Source organism: Rhodococcus sp. RS1C4 (genome assembly GCF_002258225.1).
GTDB classification, from domain to species: domain Bacteria; phylum Actinomycetota; class Actinomycetes; order Mycobacteriales; family Mycobacteriaceae; genus Rhodococcoides; species Rhodococcoides fascians_E.
In genome coordinates this window covers 65,644-86,113 of sequence record NZ_NOXZ01000031.1, presented here as the reverse complement: position 1 = coordinate 86,113, position 20,470 = coordinate 65,644, and the positions used below count along the sequence as shown (strand labels likewise).

Genomic DNA, 20,470 nt, shown 5'->3' with positions numbered 1-20,470 from the left:
CAGTACTGTTGGGTAGGAATTCACCTTCGAGTCGAGCAAAGCGGAGCCACCAAAATGGGCAAGGTCAAGGCCAAGGACATCTCGGGTCTGAAGCCCAAGAAGAAGTGTTGCCGCAAGAAAACACGGTGCTTGAAGTGCCCCGTCGTCATCATGCGTATGAAGAAACTCGAAGATGCTGGCGCCACCGGCAAGGACTTGAAGAAGGGCCTCAAGAAGGCCCGGGCTGCCTGAGAAAGGCACTCAATTCGGGGACCCAGGCGCGATCGGCGTCGACGAGGTCCATTGTGGACAGCGCCGACGCATCCACCCAGCGAAGCGCGGAGTGATCGAGCGGTACCGGGTTACCGGAGATCAACTCGACGCGGTAGGCGCGGAGCACACGGCCTTCGGCCAGACCGACATCACCGGTCAACGCATCGCCTACGGCGGTCTCGACGCCCAGTTCCTCACGCAGCTCGCGCGCCAACGCCGCCTCGGGGGTTTCGCCCGGCTCCACTTTCCCGCCGGGAAGCTCCCACAGGCCGGCGAGTTCGGCGGGCCGCGAGCGCTGCGCGAGCAGCAACAATCCGTCGGAGACGATCGCTCCTGCCACCACGAGACGCTTCTTCGTGCCACCATCGTCAGTCATGGACGACCTACTCTCCGATTCCGATGTCGACGACGCCCTTCGCGCCCTCCCCCAGTGGCGACGGGTGGACTCGTCGATCGTCCGCACCGTCGAACTTCCGACCTTCCCGTCCGCGATCGAGTTCGTCTCCAGTGTGGCGGCTGCCGCGGAGGCCGCCGACCATCACCCGGACATCGACATTCGATGGCGCAAGCTGACGTTCGCTCTGTCGACGCATTCGGCGGGCGGGCTCACGCAGAAGGATGTGGATCTGGCGCATCGGATCGACGCCTTGCTGCCCGAAGACTGAGCAACTGCTCGCGCAGGCGATCTCGACCGAGGTAGACGACCCAGCCGTAGACAAGCACGATTCCGACGATGTCGACGGCACCGAACCAGGCGAGCACTCCGGGCCGGGAGACCAGCCAGATCGATTCCTGAAAGAAGCTGAGTATCCACGGCACTCCGACGAGCGTCGTGAGCAGCCAGTATCCGGCGACGATGCGGGTTCCGATTCGTCGGCGGTCGGGGCCGTGCAGCAACCACACGAGCATCGGCATGACCCAGACCCAGTGATGGGACCAGGAGATGGGCGAGACGGCGAGCCCGAGCAGTTGGACGATGATCAGCGTGCCGAGGAGGTCACCGGGGGGCAGCGCCCGCCACGCAGCGACCGCGAGGGCAGCGATCACCAGTACGCCGGCGATCCAGGCGACGGACGATTCGACGTCGTATCCCGCGATGCGGCTCATCGCCCCTCGGAGCGACTGGTTCCACACCGATCCGACGGGACCGATGCGGTCGGCGTCGCCCAGCAGAGTCGTGAAGTACGTGCCCGCCTGGTGTCCGAGGACCGCGTAACTGACGGCGACAGTCGCCCCGAACGCGACGGCCGAGAATGCAGCGGCCTTCCATCGTCGGGTTGCGAGGAAGAACAGTCCGGTGATCGCGGGCGTCAGCTTGATGCCGGCGACGAAACCGACGATGCCGCCTGCGACCCACCATCTGGAGCTGCGTACCGCGAGCACGGCCCCCAGGGCGAGGAAGACGTTGACCTGCCCGTAGTCGAGCGTGGTGCGTACCGGTTCGGTCCACAGAGCCAGCGCGGTCCACGCCATGGCGGGTCGCACGGTTGCCGCGTCGTCGCCGAGGATCATCTCGAGTGCGAGCTTGATCAGCAGGCACAGTGCGGCCATCGTCGCGAGCTGCCAGCACACGCCGACGAACGTGAAGGGCAGGTAGTGCAGCGGGAAGAACACGAGTGCCGCGAACGGCGGATACGTGAACGGAAGCGGAAAGTCCGGAGTCTCTTCGGAATACGTGAAGTCGTAGAGGTCGTCCCGCAGCAGCGCCGCGGATCCGTCGACGTAGACGTGCAGGTCGACGAGGTTCATGCCGTTCTCGGTTGCGAACGCCCAGACGAGACGCGCGATCACCGACACAGCCAGCAGGAGAGGTGCGAGCCGGAGGAGCGACAGACGGGGCGGGGGGTTCACTGAAGTAACTGCTCCCGTTCGATTCGACCGCGATTGACGCCTGAGCCTATAGGCCGCCGGATCCGGTTCCGAAACAGCCGTTCACAACAATTCCGCGGCCTCGTGTTGGGTTGTCACAAATAACAGTTTCATCACCAGTAACACTATTCACTTCTGTAACAGGCTAATCTACGGTGGCAGTCTGGCATCGGCATCGGCTGTACAACGATGGGCCGTATACATAGAGTGACCCCTCGAGCCAGCAACAGTTCCACGGCCCGCTTTCGATGAGGATGGGGAAATCAAGTGCTTCGTAACGGGGTAACGCGCAGGACCGTCACCGCAGTGGCTGTGACAATCGCTGCCGCGCTGGCAGTGCCGGCCACCGCATCGGCCGAACCTGCACTGCAGGCCCCCACCGCTCCCGAGTCCCCGACTCCCGGGACGCAGGTACCTCCCTTCTTCCTCCCTACTCCGGATCAGCCGCTTCCCGATTACGCACAGATCGAAGCTCTCGCCTCGTTCGCGCCGGCCATTCTCGGCGCTGCAGCCGGTCCGACGGATGTCGCCGCCGCACCTCAGGCGGATCTTCTCGCCCAGGCGCGCGCGCTCCTCGAGAACTCGGCTCTGCCGGATCAGGTCAAGTCCACCCTCGAGCGGGTCATCACGTTCCTCGACGGTTCCGGCGGCGGTGGCCCGGAGCTTCCTCCCGCGGACGGTCCGGTCATCGCGCAGTTCCTGTACCCCACCATCGGTAAGGGATGCATCTCCGACAGCGCGGACTCGGTCGGCACAGCACTCGCAGTACCCGGCCCGGCAACGCTGCCCCCTCCCGGTCCGCCCGCCGGCCAGGCAGGTTTCGTCTTCACCGCGCTCGGCACCGCGCCCATCGCGCAGGTCCAGGAAGCTCCGCTGACGGTCACGTGGCTCAACCTCGACAACCGTCGAACAGGCACCACGGAACTCACCGGGGCATCGAACATCAACCCGGACGGACCGGCCACCGTCTCGGCTATCGCCGACACCGGCCCCGGCCGCGTGCTCGCCGTCGTCTCGGGTTCCATCACGACGCAGTCCAAGGAAGATCCGGCCGCTCCGGCACGCACGTGCGGATTCCTGCCGACCATCGGGACCGTGTTCGTTCCCTGATCGACCGAGCCTGGTCGTTCCCTGGCCGGCATTGCCCACTAAGGTTTGCTGGTGAGCAAACCTGTTGCATTCGTAGCGATCACCTACGCGTTCACGATCGCGATGATGGGCACGACGATGCCCACCCCGGTGTACTCGCTGTACCAGGCCGAGTTCGGGTTCTCGGTGTTCGTCGTGACCGTGATCTTCGCGGCGTACGCGCTCGGCGTCCTCGCCGCCCTCCTGGCGTTCGGACGTTGGTCCGATTCGCTGGGTAGGCGCCCGCTCCTGCTTGCAGGCATTGCGCTCGGCATCGCCAGCGCACTGGTGTTCGTCTTCGCCGGGTCCCTCGCTGCCCTTCTCGTCGGACGTGTCCTGTCCGGCCTGTCCGCGGGCATCTTCGTCGGCACGGCCACGGTCACCCTGGTGGAACTGGCTCCCGATCCACGTCCGAGGCCTGCAGGTTCGAGCGCCTCGACGTGGAAGTCCCGGGCTCCCGCGATAGCCACGGCAGCGAACATCGGCGGACTCGGGCTCGGACCGCTCGTGGCGGGACTGCTGGTCGAGTACCTCCCCGAGCCGACGCAGCTGACGTTCGTCGTGAACCTCGTCCTGCTGGCGGTCGCAGGCGTCGCCGTGTTCCTGACTCCGGAGCCGGTGACCGTGCTGCCCGGAGCGCGTCCGCACATGCAGAGGTTGTCCGTGCCCGGCCCGGTCCGGGCCACGTTCGTCCGGGCATCGATCGGTGGGTTCGCCGGCTTCGCCGTTCTCGGGCTGTTCACGGGCGTCTCCCCCGGCTTCGTCACGCAGATTCTGGGAGTGCAGAACCACGCCGTCGTCGGCGCCGTCGTCTTCGTGACGTTCGCGTCCTCGGCGGCCGCGCAGATCGCCCTGCGCGGTCTCGACACCACCGTCGCACTACGCGGTGGGTGCGTCACGCTGATCGTCGGCGTCGGCGCTCTGTGCCTGGCTCTGGCCACCGCATCCCTGCCCGTACTGTTGGTCGCCGCGGTGGTGTGCGGCATCGGTCAGGGCATCACGTTCAGCAAGGGATTGGCGTCGGTGACCGAGGAACTACCCCCGGACCGCCGCGCCGAGGTGACGTCGACGCTGTTCGTCGTCCTCTACATCGCCATTTCTGTCCCCGTCATCGGCGCAGGTGCTGCAGCGACGGCGTGGGGTCTGGTCACCGCAGGTGTCGTGTTCTCTGCGGCGGTCGCAGCATTGGCCGTCGTGTCGTTGATTCTGCTGTTCGGAAGAACGACAGCGAATCAGGAGCCGAGCGAATCCGAGAGTAGCTGATAAAAATACGCCGCGATCGAATAAATGACATCGATGAGATTCATTGCGGAATTCTTTCCGGTTCAGGCCAACGACCACTGGCCGTAATCGGGCTTCAGAATTACATTCAGGTCGATGCCGATTCCGTCGATTTTCGCTTTGTCGATCTGAACCTGATGCAAATGCGCAGCCGGGTGGCGGAATCCTTTCGGAGTGCCCCAGTTGTGCTGCCAGTACCACTGACCGAGCCCGGCGATGGACGCCAGTTCGATCGTGGGCGAATTGGCGTAGATGCCGGTGTTCTCCGGGCCGACGATCGATTCCCAGCCCAGGATGTACGGCGCGATCAGGGTCGCGAACTGCACCGCGGTGGGGTTGTCGTCGATGGAGACGTAGATCGGGCGATTCTCCGGTCCCCCTGCTGCTCGGTGCAGTTCGAGGCCGCGCTTCGCATGCTTGACGCCGGCCGCGAATCCGCCCTTCCAGTCCGAGGTTTCGCCCTTGCCGAACTGGTAGTTGGACACCACTTCGAGGCCTGCCTCGGTGAGGGCGTCCGCCTCGTCACGCTTCATGGGCTTGCCGAGCATCCATTCGGCTCCCGGCCTACGGTCCGACACGTATCTGATCGCGCCCAGGTGCCCGGCAGCGCGGATGGACTCCGGCGACGGAACCCCGCCCGAGTAATCGATCAACGTCCCCAGCCCGTCGGCGCGTGCCGCCTGGGTGGACACTGCGGCCAGACCGACGGCGGCCGCCGATCCCACAGCGGCGTACTTGAACAAGTCTCGACGCGATACGTGCACGTAAGTCCCCAGATCGATAGTTTCGCTCGGCGTGTCGCCGACGCGCACGCCGGCCGCCCTGATAACTTTTTCGGTTTCGGTATTTCACCACAATCACTCCAGCATCGCTAGTCACACCCTCCCCTCTCTTCACCACCTACTGTGGAGAGCAGGCAATTCATCTACGAATGAAGGAGTAAGTGAATGGGCGTCACCCTGGCCAAGGGCGGAAACGTATCGCTGTCGAAGGAAGCCCCGAACCTGACTGCCGTGACCATCGGATTGGGCTGGGATGTGCGCAGCACGACGGGCGGGGATTTCGACCTCGACGCCAGCGCCATCGGACTCGGCGCGGACAAGAAGTCCGCGGGCGATCAGTTCTTCGTCTTCTACAACAATCTCCGTTCCCCCGACGGCGCCATCGAGCACACCGGCGACAACCGCACCGGTGAAGGTGAGGGCGACGACGAGTCGATCGACATCGACCTCGTCGCACTGTCCCCGCAGATCGATTCCATCGTCTTTCCGGTATCCATCCACGACGCCGACGCGTTGGGGCAGAGTTTCGGCCAGGTCATCAATGCATTCATTCGTGTCGTGGACCGGGCCGACGGTCGTGAACTCGCGCGATTCGACCTGACCGAAGACGCCTCCACCGAGACCGCGATGGTGTTCGGCGAGCTCTACCGCCGCGGCCAGGAATGGAAGTTCCGAGCTATCGGCCAGGGTTATGCCTCCGGCCTCGCCGGCATTGTGCGTGACTACGGAATCAACGCAAGCTGACGCACCGAACTCCGCGTAGGCGGACGTTGCAATTGCATAACCGTGAACTCCTGGGCTTGAGAACTTCGTAAGAATTGTGGTCCTATCACCCCATTCGTAACTTTAACCTCATGAGTCCCAGGAGTCACATATGTCTCGTCGCCTCAGCCGTTTAGCGGGAACCGTCGCATTGTCGTGCGCGGCTCTACTCGCGGTTCCCGCGACCGCGGCGGCCGATCCCGGCCCCGCGTCGCCTGCACCCGCAGCTCTCGATGCCGTGTCCCAGGCTGCTGCCGACGCCATCGCGGCGACTCGCACGGAGGTCGCCGAACCGACCGGCGCCAATCCGCTCGCTGCACTCGACACGGTGAACGGCATTCTGACTGAAGTCGGCATCACGCCGTTCTTCTACCCGACGGCTGCAATCAACTGCGCCGCCGCGCCCGGCGCACCGCTCGGCATCGTGCCCGGTGTGGCAGGCGGGGCCGCAGGCCCGTGGCCCAACCTGACCATCCCCTCGCCCGTCCCGCTGCCGGCACTCAATGCGGCCGAGGCCGGAGAGACACTGTTCGCATTCGTTCCGGCAGGCATCGTCGACGATTCCGGCGACAAGAGCGGCATGCAGGTGGCGTGGTTCAACGTCAACACCCTGAAGGGCGGCTTCGCGGACTTCGGCGGCGCGACATCGACTCTGGTGCAGTCGATTCTGGACAACCTCGACGTCAACCCGGCCGTCAAGGAATTGGTTCGCGGACCACTGACCGACGCACTCGCCGTGCTGCCCGCTGCAGGCGCGCGGGCCGTCCCGGTCGAGACCGGCGCCGGCACCGTACTCGCCGCGGTCTTCGGCACCGTGAACCACAAGGCAGTCGACGGTAGCGACAAGAGCTGCTTCTTCTTCCCGACGGTCGGGCTGGTGAACGTAGCCTGACGTCTCTCACGTCGTCCACGCACCGGTCACCTGCCGCAGCTGGTCTCGGCAGGTGACCGTTCGTCTGCATCCCACCGATGCCCAGACGTACTGGATGTCCGCGAAGATTCCCAACGATCAATTTCTGTTGTACTGCTTCGACACCGACTCGCCTGCGGAGTCCGTCCGCGAAGAACTGCTGCGCCGCGCGGAACAGATCAGCGACCTCGGTATGCGGATCGTCGATTTCCCACTCTCGCTTCGCTATCCGAGTCTTCTTCGGGCACCCGACACAACGGACCTCGTACACATCCGGGAGACGGGCCGCACGTGGAGGGACTGCCTCGACACCGTTGCCGAGGCATTCACCGATCAGCTCGACCCCCACCGATCCGTCTGGCGTCTGCACCTTGTCGGTGGCGTCACCGGCGCTCCGCGGTGCGACGGCCCGGCACTCGTTGCGATACTGCAGATCTCACATGCGCTCGGCGACGGCCGTGTCGCGTCGAGCCTGGCCCGAAGACTCTTCGGAGACGACCGGTCCGCGCCGGCCCCCATCGCCGACCGGACCCGAATCGGCCCGCGCGAATTCTTCCGAAGAGCTACTCGCGCATACGATCTCGAACGACAACTGGCAGCCGACACCGCCGCGGGAACCGTCCCCGCTTCTGCGCCGGGTAGGCCCAGGATCCGAGTCAACGTCGCACCGGCGGGCCGCACGTCCGTGCGATGCCTCGTTCGTGATCGCAGCGACTTCACCGCCCCGGGCATCAGCGTCACGGTCGGTGCCGCAACCGCGATATCACTCGCCCTGGAACGCTACCTCGCACACCACGGAGACCCGGTACCTCCCGAGCTCGGTGCCGAGGCGACACTAGGCAAGCACGGTGAACGCCGGGCGCGCAACCACTTCGGCAATGCCGGAGTGGACCTACGCCCCGACATCACCGATCTCGCCGCCCGAGCGCACGCCATCTCCGAGTCACTGCAGGCTCGTCGTCGCCGCGCAGCCCATCCCGCAGCCGAGGCTCAGTCGCTCGCATCCGAAGCCGTTCCAGCTGTACTGCTGCACTGGGGTGTCCGCCAGTTCGACGCCACCGCCGTTCCGGACACGGTCACCGGAAACACGGTCCTGTCGAGCGTCGCGCGTGGTGCCGCGGACCTCGAGGTCGGTGGCGGACCGGTTCGTTTCACCGCCGGCTTCCCCGCGCTGTCTCCGATCATGGGCCTCACGCACGGAGTCCACGGCATCGGCGACGCCGTGACCGTCAGCGTGACATCGGCGGCGTCGGCGATGCCGGATCCCGACGTCTACTGCTCGTTCCTGGACCGCGCGATCGACGAGGTCTCGACCGCGCTTCGCCGGAGCTGCGCCCGGTAGCGGTCGTCTTCCCAGAGATTTCACAGAATGCCGCGTCATAGTCGAGGACATGACCCAGCTGACCGTTCTCGCCGTAGGTGGAACCGGAGAGTCCCGACCGGACGACCACCGTACTTTCGTCACGGGACTGCTCGGCCACGTCACCGGCGCGCTGGACGATCGGTTCGCCTGCCGATGGGTGGGATACCCGGCGTCGTACGGTCCCGTCGCGGTCGGTGGGCTGAGCTATCGGCACAGCACCGCACTGGGAGTCCGCCGACTCATCGCTGCCGTCGAAGCGACCCCAGGCCCGGTCGCACTGATCGGCTACTCGCAGGGCTGCTCGGTCATCCGCGAAGTTCTGGGACAGATGGCTTCCGGGGCGATCCACCTGCCCACGGTGACGGCAGCGGGGCTGATCTCCGATCCTCAGCAACCCGCGGGTGCCGTCGACGGTTGTACCGGTCGCGGAGTCGCGGGCGTCGGCCCGAACGTACCGGCCGAGGTCGAGACGATGTGGATCGGGCACCCACACGACATGATCTGCAACGCCAGCGAGGACAGCTACATCCGCGACATCGCCGATCTCACGAGGTGGATGTCGTTCCGCACGACCCGGTTGTGGCTTCGACAGGTGTGGCATCTCATCCGCACCAACGGTTTTCAGAACGCGTCGAAGACCAGCTTCTCGCCGCGGCAATGGAGAAAGGATGCCCGACGCGTACGCGTCGCCCTGCGGGAACTTTCGGGGTACCTTCCGAAGACCCTGGCGTGGCGTCGTTGGTCGGTGGCCAATCCGTCGGGCGACCGCCACATCGCGTACGCGACCGAACCGCTCGACGCCGCAGATGTCGACGGAAGCGGCCTCACCGGCTGCCAGCTACTCGCGCAGTGGCTGCAGGTGCACGCCGATCATCGGTCACCCCGCAGTCACGAACTGGTCGCCTGACCTTCCGCCCGTGCTTTGAGCTGAGCCAGACCCTTGTCGAAGTCCTTCCCCACGACCTTGTCCATCGGGAAGATCTTCCCGAGAAGAGTGAAGAAGAGGTTGTTCTCGCCGGTCATGGACCAGGTGATCTCGGATCCGTTCGCGCCCGGGTCGATGGTGAACGTGGTGACGTTCTTCGCCTTGAAGGGTTTGGTGAACACCAGGTCGAGGACGACGATCTGCCCCGGCTTCGAATCCGTGATCGTCATCGATCCCGCTCCTGCCTTGCGGTTGCCGGACCAGGCGTAGGAGGCGCCGACGCCACTGCTCGGACCCGTGTAGGTCCGTGACAGATCAGGATCGGCGCCTTCCCACGGTGACCAGGTACGCCACTCACGGAAGTCGTTGATCAACGGGTGGATCTTGTCCGGCGACGCGTTGACCACCGTAGTGCGTTGTACCAGGAAGGAACTCATGCGCGAATAGTAGTCACCCTCTGCGGCACAGGCAGAACAGATGGCCGACAGGATCCCGGAACACGGCGAAGCCGGGGTGGTTCTCGTTGCCCTCGACCTTCGTCGCGCCGATTTCGAGAACGTAGTCCTCGGCTTCCTTCATGTCGTCGACGACGAAATCCAGGTGGATCTTGATGCCGTCGGACGGCCAGTCGATCGGTGTGAACTCGGGGGCTCGTTGGAACGCGAGGCGAAGTTCCCCCGGTCCCTGAATCACGACCCAGTCGCCGTCGTCACTCGTGGGCTTCCATCCGAGAACCTTCGCGTAGAACCCGGCGAGTGCAGCCGGGTCCGGGCAGTCCAGAACGGTGTAGTCGACCTCGATCTTGGGTGCAGTCATGCGTGCACGCTAATACGAGGGAATGCCTACTGTCCCAGGGACGGTGCGAAGGTGGTGAACCACGCGTCCTTCAGGTGCTCTTCCCAGAAGTTCCACCAGTGCGTTCCGACTCCGGTGATGCGCACCTCCGGGTTGTTGCCGGTTGCGCGGAGAGCTCCGACGTAGGCGCGACTGGACAGACCCGACGCAGTCTCGAGTGGAACCATCTGTGCGAACTTGACCGGGTCGAAGCTGGCGCTGACCGGGTTGACGGTCGGGTCGGTCAACGGCGAACCGGTACCGGCCGAGACGAACACCTTGGTGTTGCGGAGCTTGCCGACGTTGAGCAGCGGATCATTGGCGAGCCACGACGCCGACGGCCATGCGCCCCACATGTTGCGCGCGTTGCCGCCCATCTCGCCGACCGACACCTGGATGCCCTGCGCGTAGCCGGGGCTGCTGGCCGTCGGGTAGCCGCTGAACGATGCAACGGCCTTGTAGAAGTCGGGGTGGTTCGCGGCCAGGTTCAGCGCGGAGGTGCCGCTCATGGACAGACCGGCGACTGCATTGTTGACGCCGTCACTGCCGAACTGCGCGGACATGACCGGCGGCAGCTCCTGCGTCAGGAAGGTCTCCCATTTCACGACGCCCAGCTTGGGGTCGGGGCGCTCCCAGTCGGTGTAGAACGTTCCGCCGCCACCGAACGGGATGACCACGTTGACGTGCTTGTCGGCGAAGAACTGCTCCACGTCGGTCTCGATGAGCCAGCCGTTGTTGTCGTCCGGCGCGCGCAGGCCGTCGAGCAGGTAGATCGTCGGAGCAGGACCCTCACCTGCAGCCTTCAGGACCTTGACGGGGATGTCCTTGTTCATTGCATCCGAGTGGACGTAGACCAGAGCGGAATCGGCCTGCGCAACACCCGTCCCCACGAAGGTGGCGCCGAATGCAGCGACCAGCACGGTGACGAGACCCAACAGCAGGCGGGAGCGCAGCCCCCGGAGCACGCCGACCGAGCTACGAGCACGAGAAAACATCAACGAGTCCCTAACGTCCGAATCCGACGACCTTCGGGAGGCAGGGTAACAGGGATATAACGCCTGCGCCTCTTCGCCGATTCTCAGACGATCCACCACGCGGCGTACGGCGGGACCCACAGCGTTCCGCCGGGATCGTGCAGTCCGTGCTCTGCCAGATCGTGGCCGGACAGCACTTCGCGGACATCGACCGACCCCAGGTCCGCCAACCGGGCACGGGCGAGTGGTCGGTGATCGGCAGTCACGTTGAAGACACCGACGAGAGTCCCGCTCGGGTGTCGACGCTGTACGACGAGGAGGCCGTCGTCGATGTCCGCGTCGGTGAGGACCCGCGTCGGAGCCTCGGAATGAAGCATCGGCAGGCCGGCTCGGACACGTGCGATGTGAGCTACACCGTCGAAAACGCGTTGGGCGTCGGAGCCCTGTTCGTGGCGGCGGGCTCGGTCGGCGTCGGTCATCCGCGGCCGGTGAACCCAGCGGTTGTCGGCGGAGTGTCCGTCCTCCGACGCCCACTCGGGGTCGCCCGGTGACCCGATCTCGTCGCCGCTCCACACGACGGGAATGCCTCCCCATGCGGCGACGACGGCGTGCGCGAGGAAAATGCGCGCGAACCCGCCCGCGGGATCCTTCCTCGACGGGCCGAGACCGGTGAGGGCCGCGGCCGTGCCGCTGATCCGCCGATCACCGGTCTCCCTGTTGTGTTGGAAGACAAGCCCTTCCGCCCACGATCCGTCGAACTCGCCGGAGTACCAGTCCGCGAGGAACTGCCGATGCCCGACGCCGGTGACACCCCGGGCGGAGGCGTCGGAATCATCGATGGCCCAGCCGATGTCGTCGTGACAGCGGACATAGGTCACCCAGGTACCGCCGGGCGGTGTCGGCGGCAACCCAGCGAGCGCGTGCCGGGCCAGATCGGTGGAGCCGGACGCCAACATCGACCACACGTGCACCATCAGGCTGTTGTGATAGGCGATGTCCGACACGCGTCCCGCATGGCGCCCCTCGCCCAGATAGGGCATGAGTTCGCGGGGCCCGACGATGGCCTCGGCCTTGAACAACGTCGCAGGAGCGGTCAACCGGCAGGTCGCCCGCAGCGCCTGCGTGACGGCGTGCACCTCCGGCTGGTTCTGACAGTTGGTCCCGAGCCTCTTCCACAGAAATGCGATGGCGTCGAGGCGCAGCACCTCGATTCCCAGGTTCGCCAGATGCACCACTACTTCGGCGAATTCGAGCAGCACGGCGGGATTCGCCCAGTTCAGGTCCCACTGCCACTCGTTGAACGTCGTCCACACCCATTCGCCGTCGACCTCGGTGAAGCTACCGGGCGCGAAGTCCGGGAACACCTCGGGCAGGGTGCGCTCGAACCTGTCGGGAGTGTCGCGATCGGGATAGATCAGGAAGTAGTCACGATACTTCGCGTCACCTGCGCGCGCGGCGACCGCCCAGTCGTGTTCGCGAGCAACGTGATTGAGAACCAGGTCGACGACGGGGCTGATTCCGCGGCTACGCAACGTGGCGGCCAATTGCGCCAGATCCTCGTTGGTACCGAGATCCTCACGCACCGAGGAGAAGTCCATGACGGCATATCCGCCGTCGTTGTCACCGGGACGAGGCTTCAGCAACGGCATCATGTGCAGATACGTGACCCCCAGGTCGGTCAGATGATCGAGCCTGTCCCCCAAGCCCTTCAACGTCTTCGCGTACCTGTCGACGTAGCAGGCGTACCCGAACATGTTCGGCCGCTGGAACCAGTCCGGCTGCAACAACCTGCGTTCGTCGAGCCGGTGCAACTCGTCGGACCGCGCGGCGAACCCCCGGGCCGCGACGGTGACGAGAGCCGACGCCACGTCGTCCGGTGCGGAATACAGCGCGGTCACCGCGTCGAGCAGATCCGGCCCCCACTGCTGCAGACGCAGCTCGAACGTCTGACGTCTGTGCGCAGGTAGATCCGCGAGCAGATCGCGTGCCTCCTCGGAGAGAACCATGCTTGCATGATGACACGGTGGGGTACGAAGGACGCATGGTCTCCGTGACGCGCATCCTCGACACCGTCCTCGATCGAACCGTCGTACCCGGTTACTCCCGCATCGGGTCGACGGTGCGCAGCAGGTTCTGGGCGTCGGACCCGGCACCGTTTCCCGAACCGATCGACGTCGTCGTCACCGGCGGCAGCTCCGGGCTCGGGGCCGCCACAGCGACGTCCCTCGCGAAACTCGGCGCCCGGGTACACCTCGTCGGGCGATCGGCCGAAAGACTCGAGAAGTCCGCCGGGATCATCAAGACAGCTGCATCGGAAGCGTCGATCGTCGTCCGAGAATGCGATGTCAGCGATCTCGATTCCGTCGCACGGCTGGTGACGGACCTGACGTCGGAGCTGACCGGGCTGCATGCCATCGTCCACTGTGCGGGCGTCATGCCCGAGGAGCGCACGTCGACAGCACAGAACCACGAGGCCGCATTCGCGACCCACGTCCTCGGCCCCGTCGCCCTGACCGTCGGCGCCAGGGAACTGTTCGACGCCGGATCCCGAGTCGTCTTCGTCTCCAGCGGCGGCATGTATCCGGTGCCGTTGCACACGCGCGACTTCGAGTTCGCCTCCGGAAAGTACTCCGGCATGACGGCGTACGCCCGCACCAAACGTATGCAGGTGGTCGTCGCCGAGCAGCTGGCTCAGCGAATGACCGAAGAACACGATCCGGTGGTGCACAGCATGCACCCCGGCTGGGCCGCGACACCGGGAGTGACCGATTCGATTCCGATGTTCGGCACGGTCATGAAACCCATCCTCCGCACACCCGACGAAGGCGCGGACACCATCGTCTGGCTCGCCGCCGGCGACGAAGCGCTCACCAGCACCGGAAAGTTCTGGCACGACCGAGCCATTCGGCCGACCCACTACCCGTCGTGGCGCAAGGACTCCCCCGACGCCAGGGATGCCCTGTGGTCGACGGTGGTGGAGGCAACCGGAATCGAGTTGTAGACGGAGCTGTACGGGCGAGCATCTCGACACGTCATCGGCGTGCGCCGCTTCTGATCGGCCTCGTCACCTGTTTCACGACGCACGACGGTATGCCTGCCGCGTCTCCGGCCGCACGTCGCTTGTAGACGCTCGGCGACATTCCCACCAGCTCGGTGAAGCGCGTGCTGAACGTGCCGAGCGAGGAACACCCCACTTCGAAGCACACGTCGGTGACCGAGAGATCTCCTCGTCGCAGCAGCGCCATTGCACGTTCGATCCGGCGAGTCATTAAGTACGAGTAAGGAGATTCGCCGTAGGCACGCTTGAACTGCCGACTCAGGTAGCCGGCCGACACGTGCACACCGCGCGCCAACGCCTCGACGTCCAGCGGCTGAGCGTAGTCGCGATCCATCCGGTCGCGCACGCGTCGCAGCCGCGCGAGATCCTTCAAGTTCTGCGATTCGTCCACGCACGGATCGTGCCATGTCGGCCCCGCGAGGCACACTGTTCGGATGAAGATCACCGATGCACAACGCCGCGCCCGGTTGGTGTCACGGCAGTTCGCGGCGGCATCGACGCCGGAGGCCGTCGTCGAGTCCGTGTTGGCCCTGCACGCCACCGATCCGGCGACGGTCTACCTGTCCGTTCTCGCGCGTGCCCGGTCGCTGGGCATCGACGACGTCCGCGCCGCGATGTACGAGCGTCGGACATTGGTCCGCTCGATGGCGATGCGCCGCACGCTGTTCGTTCTCGCACACGACGACCTACCGCTCGTCCATGCCGCAGCGAGTCTCGGCGTCGCACGAACGATGCGCAAACGGCTGCTCACCCAAGTCGAGAAGGGACCGACCGATCCGGTGGTCGAGAACCCCGCGGCATGGATCGCGCAGGTCGAACAGGAGACCGAGACACGCCTGAAGGCCGTCGGCACAGCAACGGGAGCCGAGTTGTCCGCCGCGGTTCCACTGCTCAAGACCGCGTTTCTGCCCACGACCGACAAATCGTACGACGTCAGGCGCTACGTCACCTCCGAAGTCCTGGTGATGACGGCAGCCGAAGGAAAAATGGTGAGGGTCGAACCTCGCGGCGCCTGGACGTCACGGCGGCACGCATGGGCTCCGATCGATCACTGGTGGCCAGGCGGCATCCCCGCCGTCGACGAGACCGACAGTCGCCGAGAACTCGTGCGCAGGTGGCTCGAAGTGTTCGGTCCGGCCACCATGGACGACATCCAATGGTGGACCGGATGGAACAAGACCCAGACACGTGCGGCGGCGGCAGCCATCGACACGGTCGCCGTCGAACTGACCGCAGGCGAAGGCATCATGCTGCCGGATACAGACCTGTCCGGCTGCGCGCGCGGCGTCGTGCTGCTCCCCGCCCTCGACCCGACGCCGATGGGCTGGAAGCACCGCGACTGGTACCTCGGTGACTACAAGCCACCGTTGTTCGACACCTTCGGCAACATCGGTCCGACCATCTGGCTCGACGGCCGAATCGTCGGCGGATGGGCAGTCACTCCGGCAGGCGAAGTCGCGACCGAACTGTTCGAGGACATCGGATCCAACACCGCCGACGTCACCGCCGAAGCCGAGCGGATCACAACACTCCTCGACGGCACCGCCGTCGTACCGTCCTTCCCGACGCCGTTGGAAAAACGACTGCGCGGTAGGTAAGCGACTCGATGCGAAAGTGCACCCAGTACAGTTTTAAACCATGCCGATCAGTCTCGTTTCCGTCATCGTGCCGGTCTACAACGGCTTGCCGCACTTGGACGTGCAGCTCAGGGCCCTGGAGGCTCAGGATTACAAGGGCGCGTTCGAGGTGATCGTGAGCGACAACGGCTCGACCGATGGTACGCGTGAGTACGTCGCCTGCCTGTCTTCATCCCTCACAGTCCGTTGCGTCGACGCGTCCCGGATCCGGGGTGTGTCGCATGCACGAAACGTCGGCATGGACGCCGCCCGAGGCGAGTTCATTGCCATCGTCGACCACGACGATTCGGTCCATCCCGGTTGGCTGACCGCCCTGACCCGCGAAGCGGAGAACTTCGACGCAGTAGGGGGCCCGATCGAGCTGTATTCACTGAATTCCCCCGAGGTCGCGTCCTGGCCAGGCGCCCCCACTCCGGAACAACGCCTCGACACCTTCCACCTTCCGTGGGCTCAGGGCAACAACTTCGGTATGTGGCGCAACGTCGTGCAACAGGTCGGTTACTACGACGAAGAATTGACCAGCGGCGGCGACGACGTCGACTATTCGTGGCGGATTCAAGAGGCCGGATTGACGCTGGGGCACGCACCGGAAGCCGTCGTCGCGTACCGCCTGAGGACTACGCTCGGTGGATGTTTCGCACAGGGACGCAAATACGGTGGGGCAGCCTGCGTGGTTGCCGTCAAGCATCGGTCGCGTGGCTGCCCGCAGTTGTCCCCGTTCGTACAGGTTCCGGCACATCTGGCCAGCCTTGCGTTCATGTTGGTCGCTCGAAATCCGTGGTTGCGCAGACGATCCCACTCAGTGCCGCGCGAGATCTGGGCTCAGCACCTCGGCCTTCAGTACGGCGCGATGGTGATGCGTCTGCGCCTGCTCAATCCGCGTGTTCGAACCGAAATCGAGGGACAATGGCAGGAATCGTGAGCGCCTCATGACCCAGCGCGCACTCGCATCCATTCGAGACGAGACATTGGCGGTCTTGCGCAATCACGTCGCTCCCGGCGAGGGTATTGCTCTCTTGGACTTCCCCATTCACGACAACGCAGGCGACTCGCTCATCTATGCGGGCGAGATCGATTACCTGTCGCAACTGAATGTTCGAGTCGATTTCATCTCGGATCTCGTCACTCATGACGACAGTCTGTTTCGACAGCGAGTGGGCAGCCGAACGATCTTGTTGCACGGCGGTGGCAACTTCGGCGACCGATGGCCTGCGCATCAACGGTTTCGTGAGGGGATCGTAGAGCGCTTCCCGCACAACACGATCGTGTGCCTTCCGCAAGGAATCGACTACGCCGATCCCGCGGCACTGAGGCGGACGGCGGACCTGTACTCGAAGCATTCCGATCTGACGCTCTTGCTCCGTGAACGAAAATCCTACGATCTCGCCATAGCCGCATTCCCCGACAATCGGGTCGAATACTGCCCCGACCTGGCCTTCGGCGCGCAGATCGACAGCAGTCCAGGCGGCTCGGCGGTGGATGTCGTGAAGCTGCTGCGCGTCGATTCCGAGGGCATCGACCACGGCGCCCTCGACCTCGGCGCGTCTTCAGTCCAAGCAGATTGGGGTCTACGCGGACCGGATCGCGCGCTGTGGAACGCGATCACGCTGCCCACCAGAATTGCGTACAACGTGCCACGAACCACCCGGATTCTCTGTCCGGCTCTCGCCCGGTCCTACCCCTTCGCCGCGCAGCTCAATCTTCGTGTTGCTCAACGCATTCTGAATCAAGGTTCCGTCGTCCTGACGGACAGACTTCACGCGGCCGTATTGGCCGCGATGATGGGAAAGCGAGTGGTTGCACTCGACAACGCGAACAAGAAGGTGTCCGGCATCTACAGCGCATACCTACATCGGTTCGACACAGTGCGACTGGCGTCGACAGCGGCAGAGGCTGTCGAAATGGTCGAAGACGCGGTGACGCGAAGCCGATGATGGGCTAACCCCGATCGCTCCAGAACCCACATTGGTGCGCGTCGTAGTAGTTGCCCACGACGGTGTCCGGGTTGCCGAATTCCAACACCGGACCGCTGGCGTCCGTTGTCTTCGGCCAGCCCTCCCCCGGGTCGCCGGATCGTGCGAACTCGGACCAAGCCTCGATCATCTTCTCCGACAGGTCTTTCTGGCCGGGACCGGTGAGAAGGTCACTGCCGTTCAGGTCGAACGTGTACGGCAGATCGGTCGCATGTGCAGCGCCCTGAGCCAATCCCGTGGCCGATACACCGCTCACATCCGGGGCTGTCTCGTCGGCGAATTCGTAGGACCACACGTCGGCGTTCGTAGAAAGCAACGCGGACGTGTTCAGCATCGGGCACGACCAGGCCGCATCGGTGACCAGGGTGGACCATGCCAGCGCTGCACTGTCGAATTCGGTTCTCGGGTAGCGCTGTTCCACCTCGCCCGCACGCGTGCCGAATGCCTGCTGGATGAGCGACCTGTAGGTCTCGTCGGTGACGGACGTCGGATCTGCCAGCAATGCACCCCCGACGAACGATCGGTGCTCGTCCGCGTTACCACCCATGATCACTGGGATCGGCATCGTGCGTCCGTCTCGAACTGCGTCTGCCGGATTTGTCGGTTGTAGGTCCGTACCGTAGGCCAGACCATTGCCGAACGACGACGATTGCTCGACAACCTTCTCGACGGGCAACTCCCGCAGGCAACGCAGCCGATCGTCGGTGCAGCCCAGAGCGTCTGCGATTGCACTGCCCGTTGCTTCGCTTTCGGCAAGCGGAGCGTACGGCGTCAACTCGGGCAGCCCCGGGTAGAGAGTTCCGGCGGGCCAGTCGATCAGGCACGACCCCGATTGGATGATCGCTTTGTCGACGAGCCCCTCCGCAGCAGGGGATCCCAGCGCTGCACAGGCAGACATTCCTCCGGCCGACTCCCCCATCACGGTCACGTTGTCGGGATCGCCACCGAACGCCTCGGCATTGTCGTTCGCCCACTTCAGCGCAAGGAGCTGATCGGCGAGCCCGAAGTTACCGGAGCCCTCCAGGCCGGGAAGACCGAGATAGCCGAGCATTCCGAGCCGATAGTTGACCGTCACTACGATCACGTTGCCCTGTTCGGCGAAACGCGTGGCGTCGTAGTCCGAGCCCGCGCCGCTGGTGAAACCGCCCCCGTGCCACCACACGACGACCGGGAGCTGACCGTCACCCGCGTCCGAAGGAACCGTCACGTTCAGAAACAGGCAGTCCTCGTCGGTCTGCACATCCGGACCTGTCCCCTGCGGGCACCGCGCGCCGAACGACGTGGCGTCGACGGTGTCCTCGGTGTCCGGAGCAGCTTCCGGCAACGCCCACCGCAGATCACCGACTGGTGGCTGCGCATATCGAACTCCGAGAAACTGCCGCGTGCCACCGACCTCGCTACCGCGCAGCAGGCCCGTCGTGGTGTCCACGGACAGAGGGTCCCGTGGTTCGGGCTGGTTGTCCGTCGCAGTAGCGCATCCGCCTACCAACAGCACACACGCCACTGCCGCCAAGGTCTTCTTCATCGATCGCCTCGTCCGTGATCACCGACCGCCGTACGTTCCGTTCTCCGAAAGGATATTCGAAGCGGGTTAGGCGTTGTCTAGACGTTGAAGCGGAATTCGACGACGTCGCCGTCGACCATGATGTAGTCCTTGCCCTCCATACGGACTTTGCCTGCGGCCTTGGCCGAGGCCATGGAGCCGGCTTCGATGAGGTCGTCGTAGCTGACGATTTCGGCCTTGATGAAGCCACGCTCGAAATCGGTGTGGATGACTCCCGCAGCCTGGGGAGCGGTGTCGCCCTGGTGGATCGTCCACGCGCGGGCTTCTTTCGGTCCTGCCGTGAGGTAGGTCTGCAGACCGAGGGTGTGGAAGCCGGCGCGGGCGAGAGCATCGAGGCCCGGTTCGGTCTGGCCGACGCTCTCGAGCAGTTCGGCGGCCGATTCGGCGTCGAGTTCGAGGAGCTCGGATTCGATCTTGGCGTCGAGGAACACCGCGTCTGCGGGTGCGACGGATCGTGCGAGCTCGCCGACGCGTGCGTCGTCGGTGAGGATCGATTCATCGGCGTTGAAGACGTAGAGGAACGGCTTCGTGGTGAGCAGCTGGAACTCCTTGAGGAGCTCGAAGTCGAGCTTGTCCTTCGCGGAGAACAGAGTCTTGCCGTCGTTCAGTACTGCCTGCGCAGCGATGGCGGCGTCGAGTGCAGGCTTGCGGTCCTTCTTGATCCGCGCTTCCTTCTCGACGCGCGGGATGGCCTTTTCGAGCGTCTGGAGGTCGGCGATCGCGAGCTCGGTCTCGATGACCTCGATGTCGGCGGCGGGATCGACGCGGCCGTCGACGTGCACCACGTCGTCGTCGGCGAAGACGCGCACCACCTGGCAGATAGCGTCGGCCTCACGGATGTTGGCGAGGAACTTGTTGCCGAGGCCAGCGCCTTCGGACGCGCCCTTGACGATGCCGGCGATGTCGACGAACGACACGAGCGCCGGAACCTCCTTCTCGGAGCCGAAGACCTCAGCGAGCTTGCCCAGCCGCGGATCCGGCAACGGCACGACACCGACGTTGGGCTCGATGGTCGCGAACGGGTAGTTCGCGGCCAGCACATCGTTCTTGGTCAATGCGTTGAAGAGGGTGGACTTGCCGACGTTGGGCAGTCCGACGATTCCGAGGGTGAGGCTCACGGTCTATGGAGTCTACTTTGACGTCGGGACCAGCACCGCG

22 protein-coding genes are annotated in these 20,470 nt (G+C 64.8%); 12 read left to right on the top strand and 10 right to left on the bottom strand.

What is annotated here, in order from left to right:
* Window positions 1–54 precede the first annotated feature (54 nt).
* Window positions 55–231, top strand: coding sequence for a hypothetical protein (locus tag CH289_RS28305; protein ID WP_019665427.1), 177 nt, complete (start codon window positions 55–57; stop codon window positions 229–231).
* On the opposite strand, the gene CH289_RS15455 is transcribed toward CH289_RS28305, so the two are convergent.
* Entirely contained in the window at window positions 209–628 is a 420-nt protein-coding gene (locus CH289_RS15455; RefSeq protein WP_020112614.1) for a (deoxy)nucleoside triphosphate pyrophosphohydrolase, read from the bottom strand. The two genes, CH289_RS28305 and CH289_RS15455, sit on opposite strands and share 23 nt — an antisense overlap.
* On the opposite strand from CH289_RS15455, the gene CH289_RS15450 reads away from it, so the two are divergent.
* Window positions 627–917 (top strand): 4a-hydroxytetrahydrobiopterin dehydratase, encoded by a 291-nt coding sequence (locus CH289_RS15450; protein ID WP_019665429.1) that lies wholly within the window; start codon window positions 627–629, stop codon window positions 915–917. The two genes, CH289_RS15455 and CH289_RS15450, sit on opposite strands and share 2 nt — an antisense overlap.
* On the opposite strand, the gene CH289_RS15445 is transcribed toward CH289_RS15450, so the two are convergent.
* Window positions 859–2,103: a mannosyltransferase gene (locus CH289_RS15445; RefSeq protein ID WP_020112615.1), complete on the bottom strand. Its 1,245-nt coding sequence runs from the start codon at window positions 2,101–2,103 to the stop codon at window positions 859–861. The genes CH289_RS15450 and CH289_RS15445 overlap by 59 nt on opposite strands.
* A 285-nt stretch (window positions 2,104–2,388) precedes the next feature.
* Between CH289_RS15445 and CH289_RS15440 the strand changes: the two genes are divergently transcribed.
* Both CH289_RS15440 and CH289_RS15435 read left to right on the top strand, forming a co-directional pair.
* On the top strand, window positions 2,389–3,231 hold the full coding sequence (locus CH289_RS15440) for an Rv1157c family protein (protein ID WP_027498957.1): 843 nt from the start codon (window positions 2,389–2,391) through the stop codon (window positions 3,229–3,231).
* 51 nt (window positions 3,232–3,282) lie between these two features.
* Window positions 3,283–4,512 carry an MFS transporter gene (locus tag CH289_RS15435; RefSeq protein WP_020112617.1) on the top strand — a complete coding sequence of 410 codons (1,230 nt, stop codon included), beginning with the start codon at window positions 3,283–3,285 and terminating at the stop codon, window positions 4,510–4,512.
* A gap of 62 nt (window positions 4,513–4,574) precedes the next feature.
* On the opposite strand, the gene CH289_RS15430 is transcribed toward CH289_RS15435, so the two are convergent.
* Complete coding sequence (locus CH289_RS15430) at window positions 4,575–5,342, bottom strand: DUF1906 domain-containing protein (protein WP_019665433.1); 768 nt, start codon at window positions 5,340–5,342, stop codon at window positions 4,575–4,577.
* 135 nt (window positions 5,343–5,477) lie between these two features.
* On the opposite strand from CH289_RS15430, the gene CH289_RS15425 reads away from it, so the two are divergent.
* The 4 genes from CH289_RS15425 to CH289_RS15410 all read left to right on the top strand — a co-directional run bounded on the left by CH289_RS15425 (window position 5,478) and on the right by CH289_RS15410 (window position 9,254).
* Complete coding sequence (locus CH289_RS15425; RefSeq protein WP_019665434.1) at window positions 5,478–6,056, top strand: TerD family protein; 579 nt, start codon at window positions 5,478–5,480, stop codon at window positions 6,054–6,056.
* A 130-nt stretch (window positions 6,057–6,186) separates the two neighbouring features.
* Window positions 6,187–6,966 carry a hypothetical protein gene (locus tag CH289_RS15420; protein WP_019665435.1) on the top strand — a complete coding sequence of 260 codons (780 nt, stop codon included), beginning with the start codon at window positions 6,187–6,189 and terminating at the stop codon, window positions 6,964–6,966.
* Window positions 6,967–7,018: 52 nt separating this feature from the next.
* Complete coding sequence (locus CH289_RS15415; RefSeq protein ID WP_020112618.1) at window positions 7,019–8,326, top strand: wax ester/triacylglycerol synthase domain-containing protein; 1,308 nt, start codon at window positions 7,019–7,021, stop codon at window positions 8,324–8,326.
* 49 nt (window positions 8,327–8,375) lie between these two features.
* A complete protein-coding gene (locus CH289_RS15410) occupies window positions 8,376–9,254 on the top strand; it encodes a PE-PPE domain-containing protein (protein ID WP_020112619.1) in 879 nt (292 codons plus the stop codon).
* Here CH289_RS15410 and CH289_RS15405 read toward each other — a convergent pair.
* The 4 genes from CH289_RS15405 to CH289_RS15390 form a co-directional block, all read right to left on the bottom strand.
* The gene (locus CH289_RS15405; protein ID WP_027498958.1) at window positions 9,236–9,709 is read right to left on the bottom strand and encodes an SRPBCC family protein; all 474 of its coding nucleotides are present in this window, start codon (window positions 9,707–9,709) and stop codon (window positions 9,236–9,238) included. The genes CH289_RS15410 and CH289_RS15405 overlap by 19 nt on opposite strands.
* A gap of 13 nt (window positions 9,710–9,722) precedes the next feature.
* Entirely contained in the window at window positions 9,723–10,088 is a 366-nt protein-coding gene (locus CH289_RS15400; RefSeq protein ID WP_020112621.1) for a VOC family protein, read from the bottom strand.
* A gap of 26 nt (window positions 10,089–10,114) precedes the next feature.
* A complete protein-coding gene (locus CH289_RS15395; RefSeq protein ID WP_019665440.1) occupies window positions 10,115–11,101 on the bottom strand; it encodes an alpha/beta hydrolase in 987 nt (328 codons plus the stop codon).
* An 83-nt stretch (window positions 11,102–11,184) separates the two neighbouring features.
* On the bottom strand, window positions 11,185–13,086 hold the full coding sequence (locus CH289_RS15390; RefSeq protein WP_020112622.1) for an alpha-amylase family protein: 1,902 nt from the start codon (window positions 13,084–13,086) through the stop codon (window positions 11,185–11,187).
* Between the two features lie 35 nt (window positions 13,087–13,121).
* Here CH289_RS15390 and CH289_RS15385 point away from each other — a divergent pair, with 35 nt between their 5' ends.
* Window positions 13,122–14,081 (top strand): SDR family NAD(P)-dependent oxidoreductase, encoded by a 960-nt coding sequence (locus CH289_RS15385; protein WP_020112623.1) that lies wholly within the window; start codon window positions 13,122–13,124, stop codon window positions 14,079–14,081.
* Window positions 14,082–14,112: 31 nt separating this feature from the next.
* On the opposite strand, the gene CH289_RS15380 is transcribed toward CH289_RS15385, so the two are convergent.
* On the bottom strand, window positions 14,113–14,472 hold the full coding sequence (locus CH289_RS15380; RefSeq protein ID WP_230620848.1) for a helix-turn-helix transcriptional regulator: 360 nt from the start codon (window positions 14,470–14,472) through the stop codon (window positions 14,113–14,115).
* 100 nt (window positions 14,473–14,572) lie between these two features.
* On the opposite strand from CH289_RS15380, the gene CH289_RS15375 reads away from it, so the two are divergent.
* Genes CH289_RS15375 through CH289_RS15365 form a run of 3 tightly spaced genes read left to right on the top strand, consistent with a single transcriptional unit; the run spans window position 14,573 to window position 17,709 of the window.
* On the top strand, window positions 14,573–15,736 hold the full coding sequence (locus tag CH289_RS15375; RefSeq protein WP_094728115.1) for a winged helix DNA-binding domain-containing protein: 1,164 nt from the start codon (window positions 14,573–14,575) through the stop codon (window positions 15,734–15,736).
* A 40-nt stretch (window positions 15,737–15,776) separates the two neighbouring features.
* Window positions 15,777–16,697 (top strand): glycosyltransferase family 2 protein, encoded by a 921-nt coding sequence (locus CH289_RS15370; RefSeq protein ID WP_094728114.1) that lies wholly within the window; start codon window positions 15,777–15,779, stop codon window positions 16,695–16,697.
* 7 nt (window positions 16,698–16,704) lie between these two features.
* A complete protein-coding gene (locus tag CH289_RS15365) occupies window positions 16,705–17,709 on the top strand; it encodes a polysaccharide pyruvyl transferase family protein (RefSeq protein WP_020112626.1) in 1,005 nt (334 codons plus the stop codon).
* Between the two features lie 4 nt (window positions 17,710–17,713).
* Here the strand turns inward: CH289_RS15365 and CH289_RS15360 are convergent, their stop codons facing one another.
* Together CH289_RS15360 and ychF are read right to left on the bottom strand one after the other, a co-directional pair.
* The gene (locus tag CH289_RS15360) at window positions 17,714–19,273 is read right to left on the bottom strand and encodes a carboxylesterase/lipase family protein (protein ID WP_020112627.1); all 1,560 of its coding nucleotides are present in this window, start codon (window positions 19,271–19,273) and stop codon (window positions 17,714–17,716) included.
* A gap of 77 nt (window positions 19,274–19,350) precedes the next feature.
* The gene (gene ychF, locus CH289_RS15355; protein ID WP_019665448.1) at window positions 19,351–20,430 is read right to left on the bottom strand and encodes a redox-regulated ATPase YchF; all 1,080 of its coding nucleotides are present in this window, start codon (window positions 20,428–20,430) and stop codon (window positions 19,351–19,353) included.
* Between the last annotated feature and the right edge of the window lie 40 nt (window positions 20,431–20,470).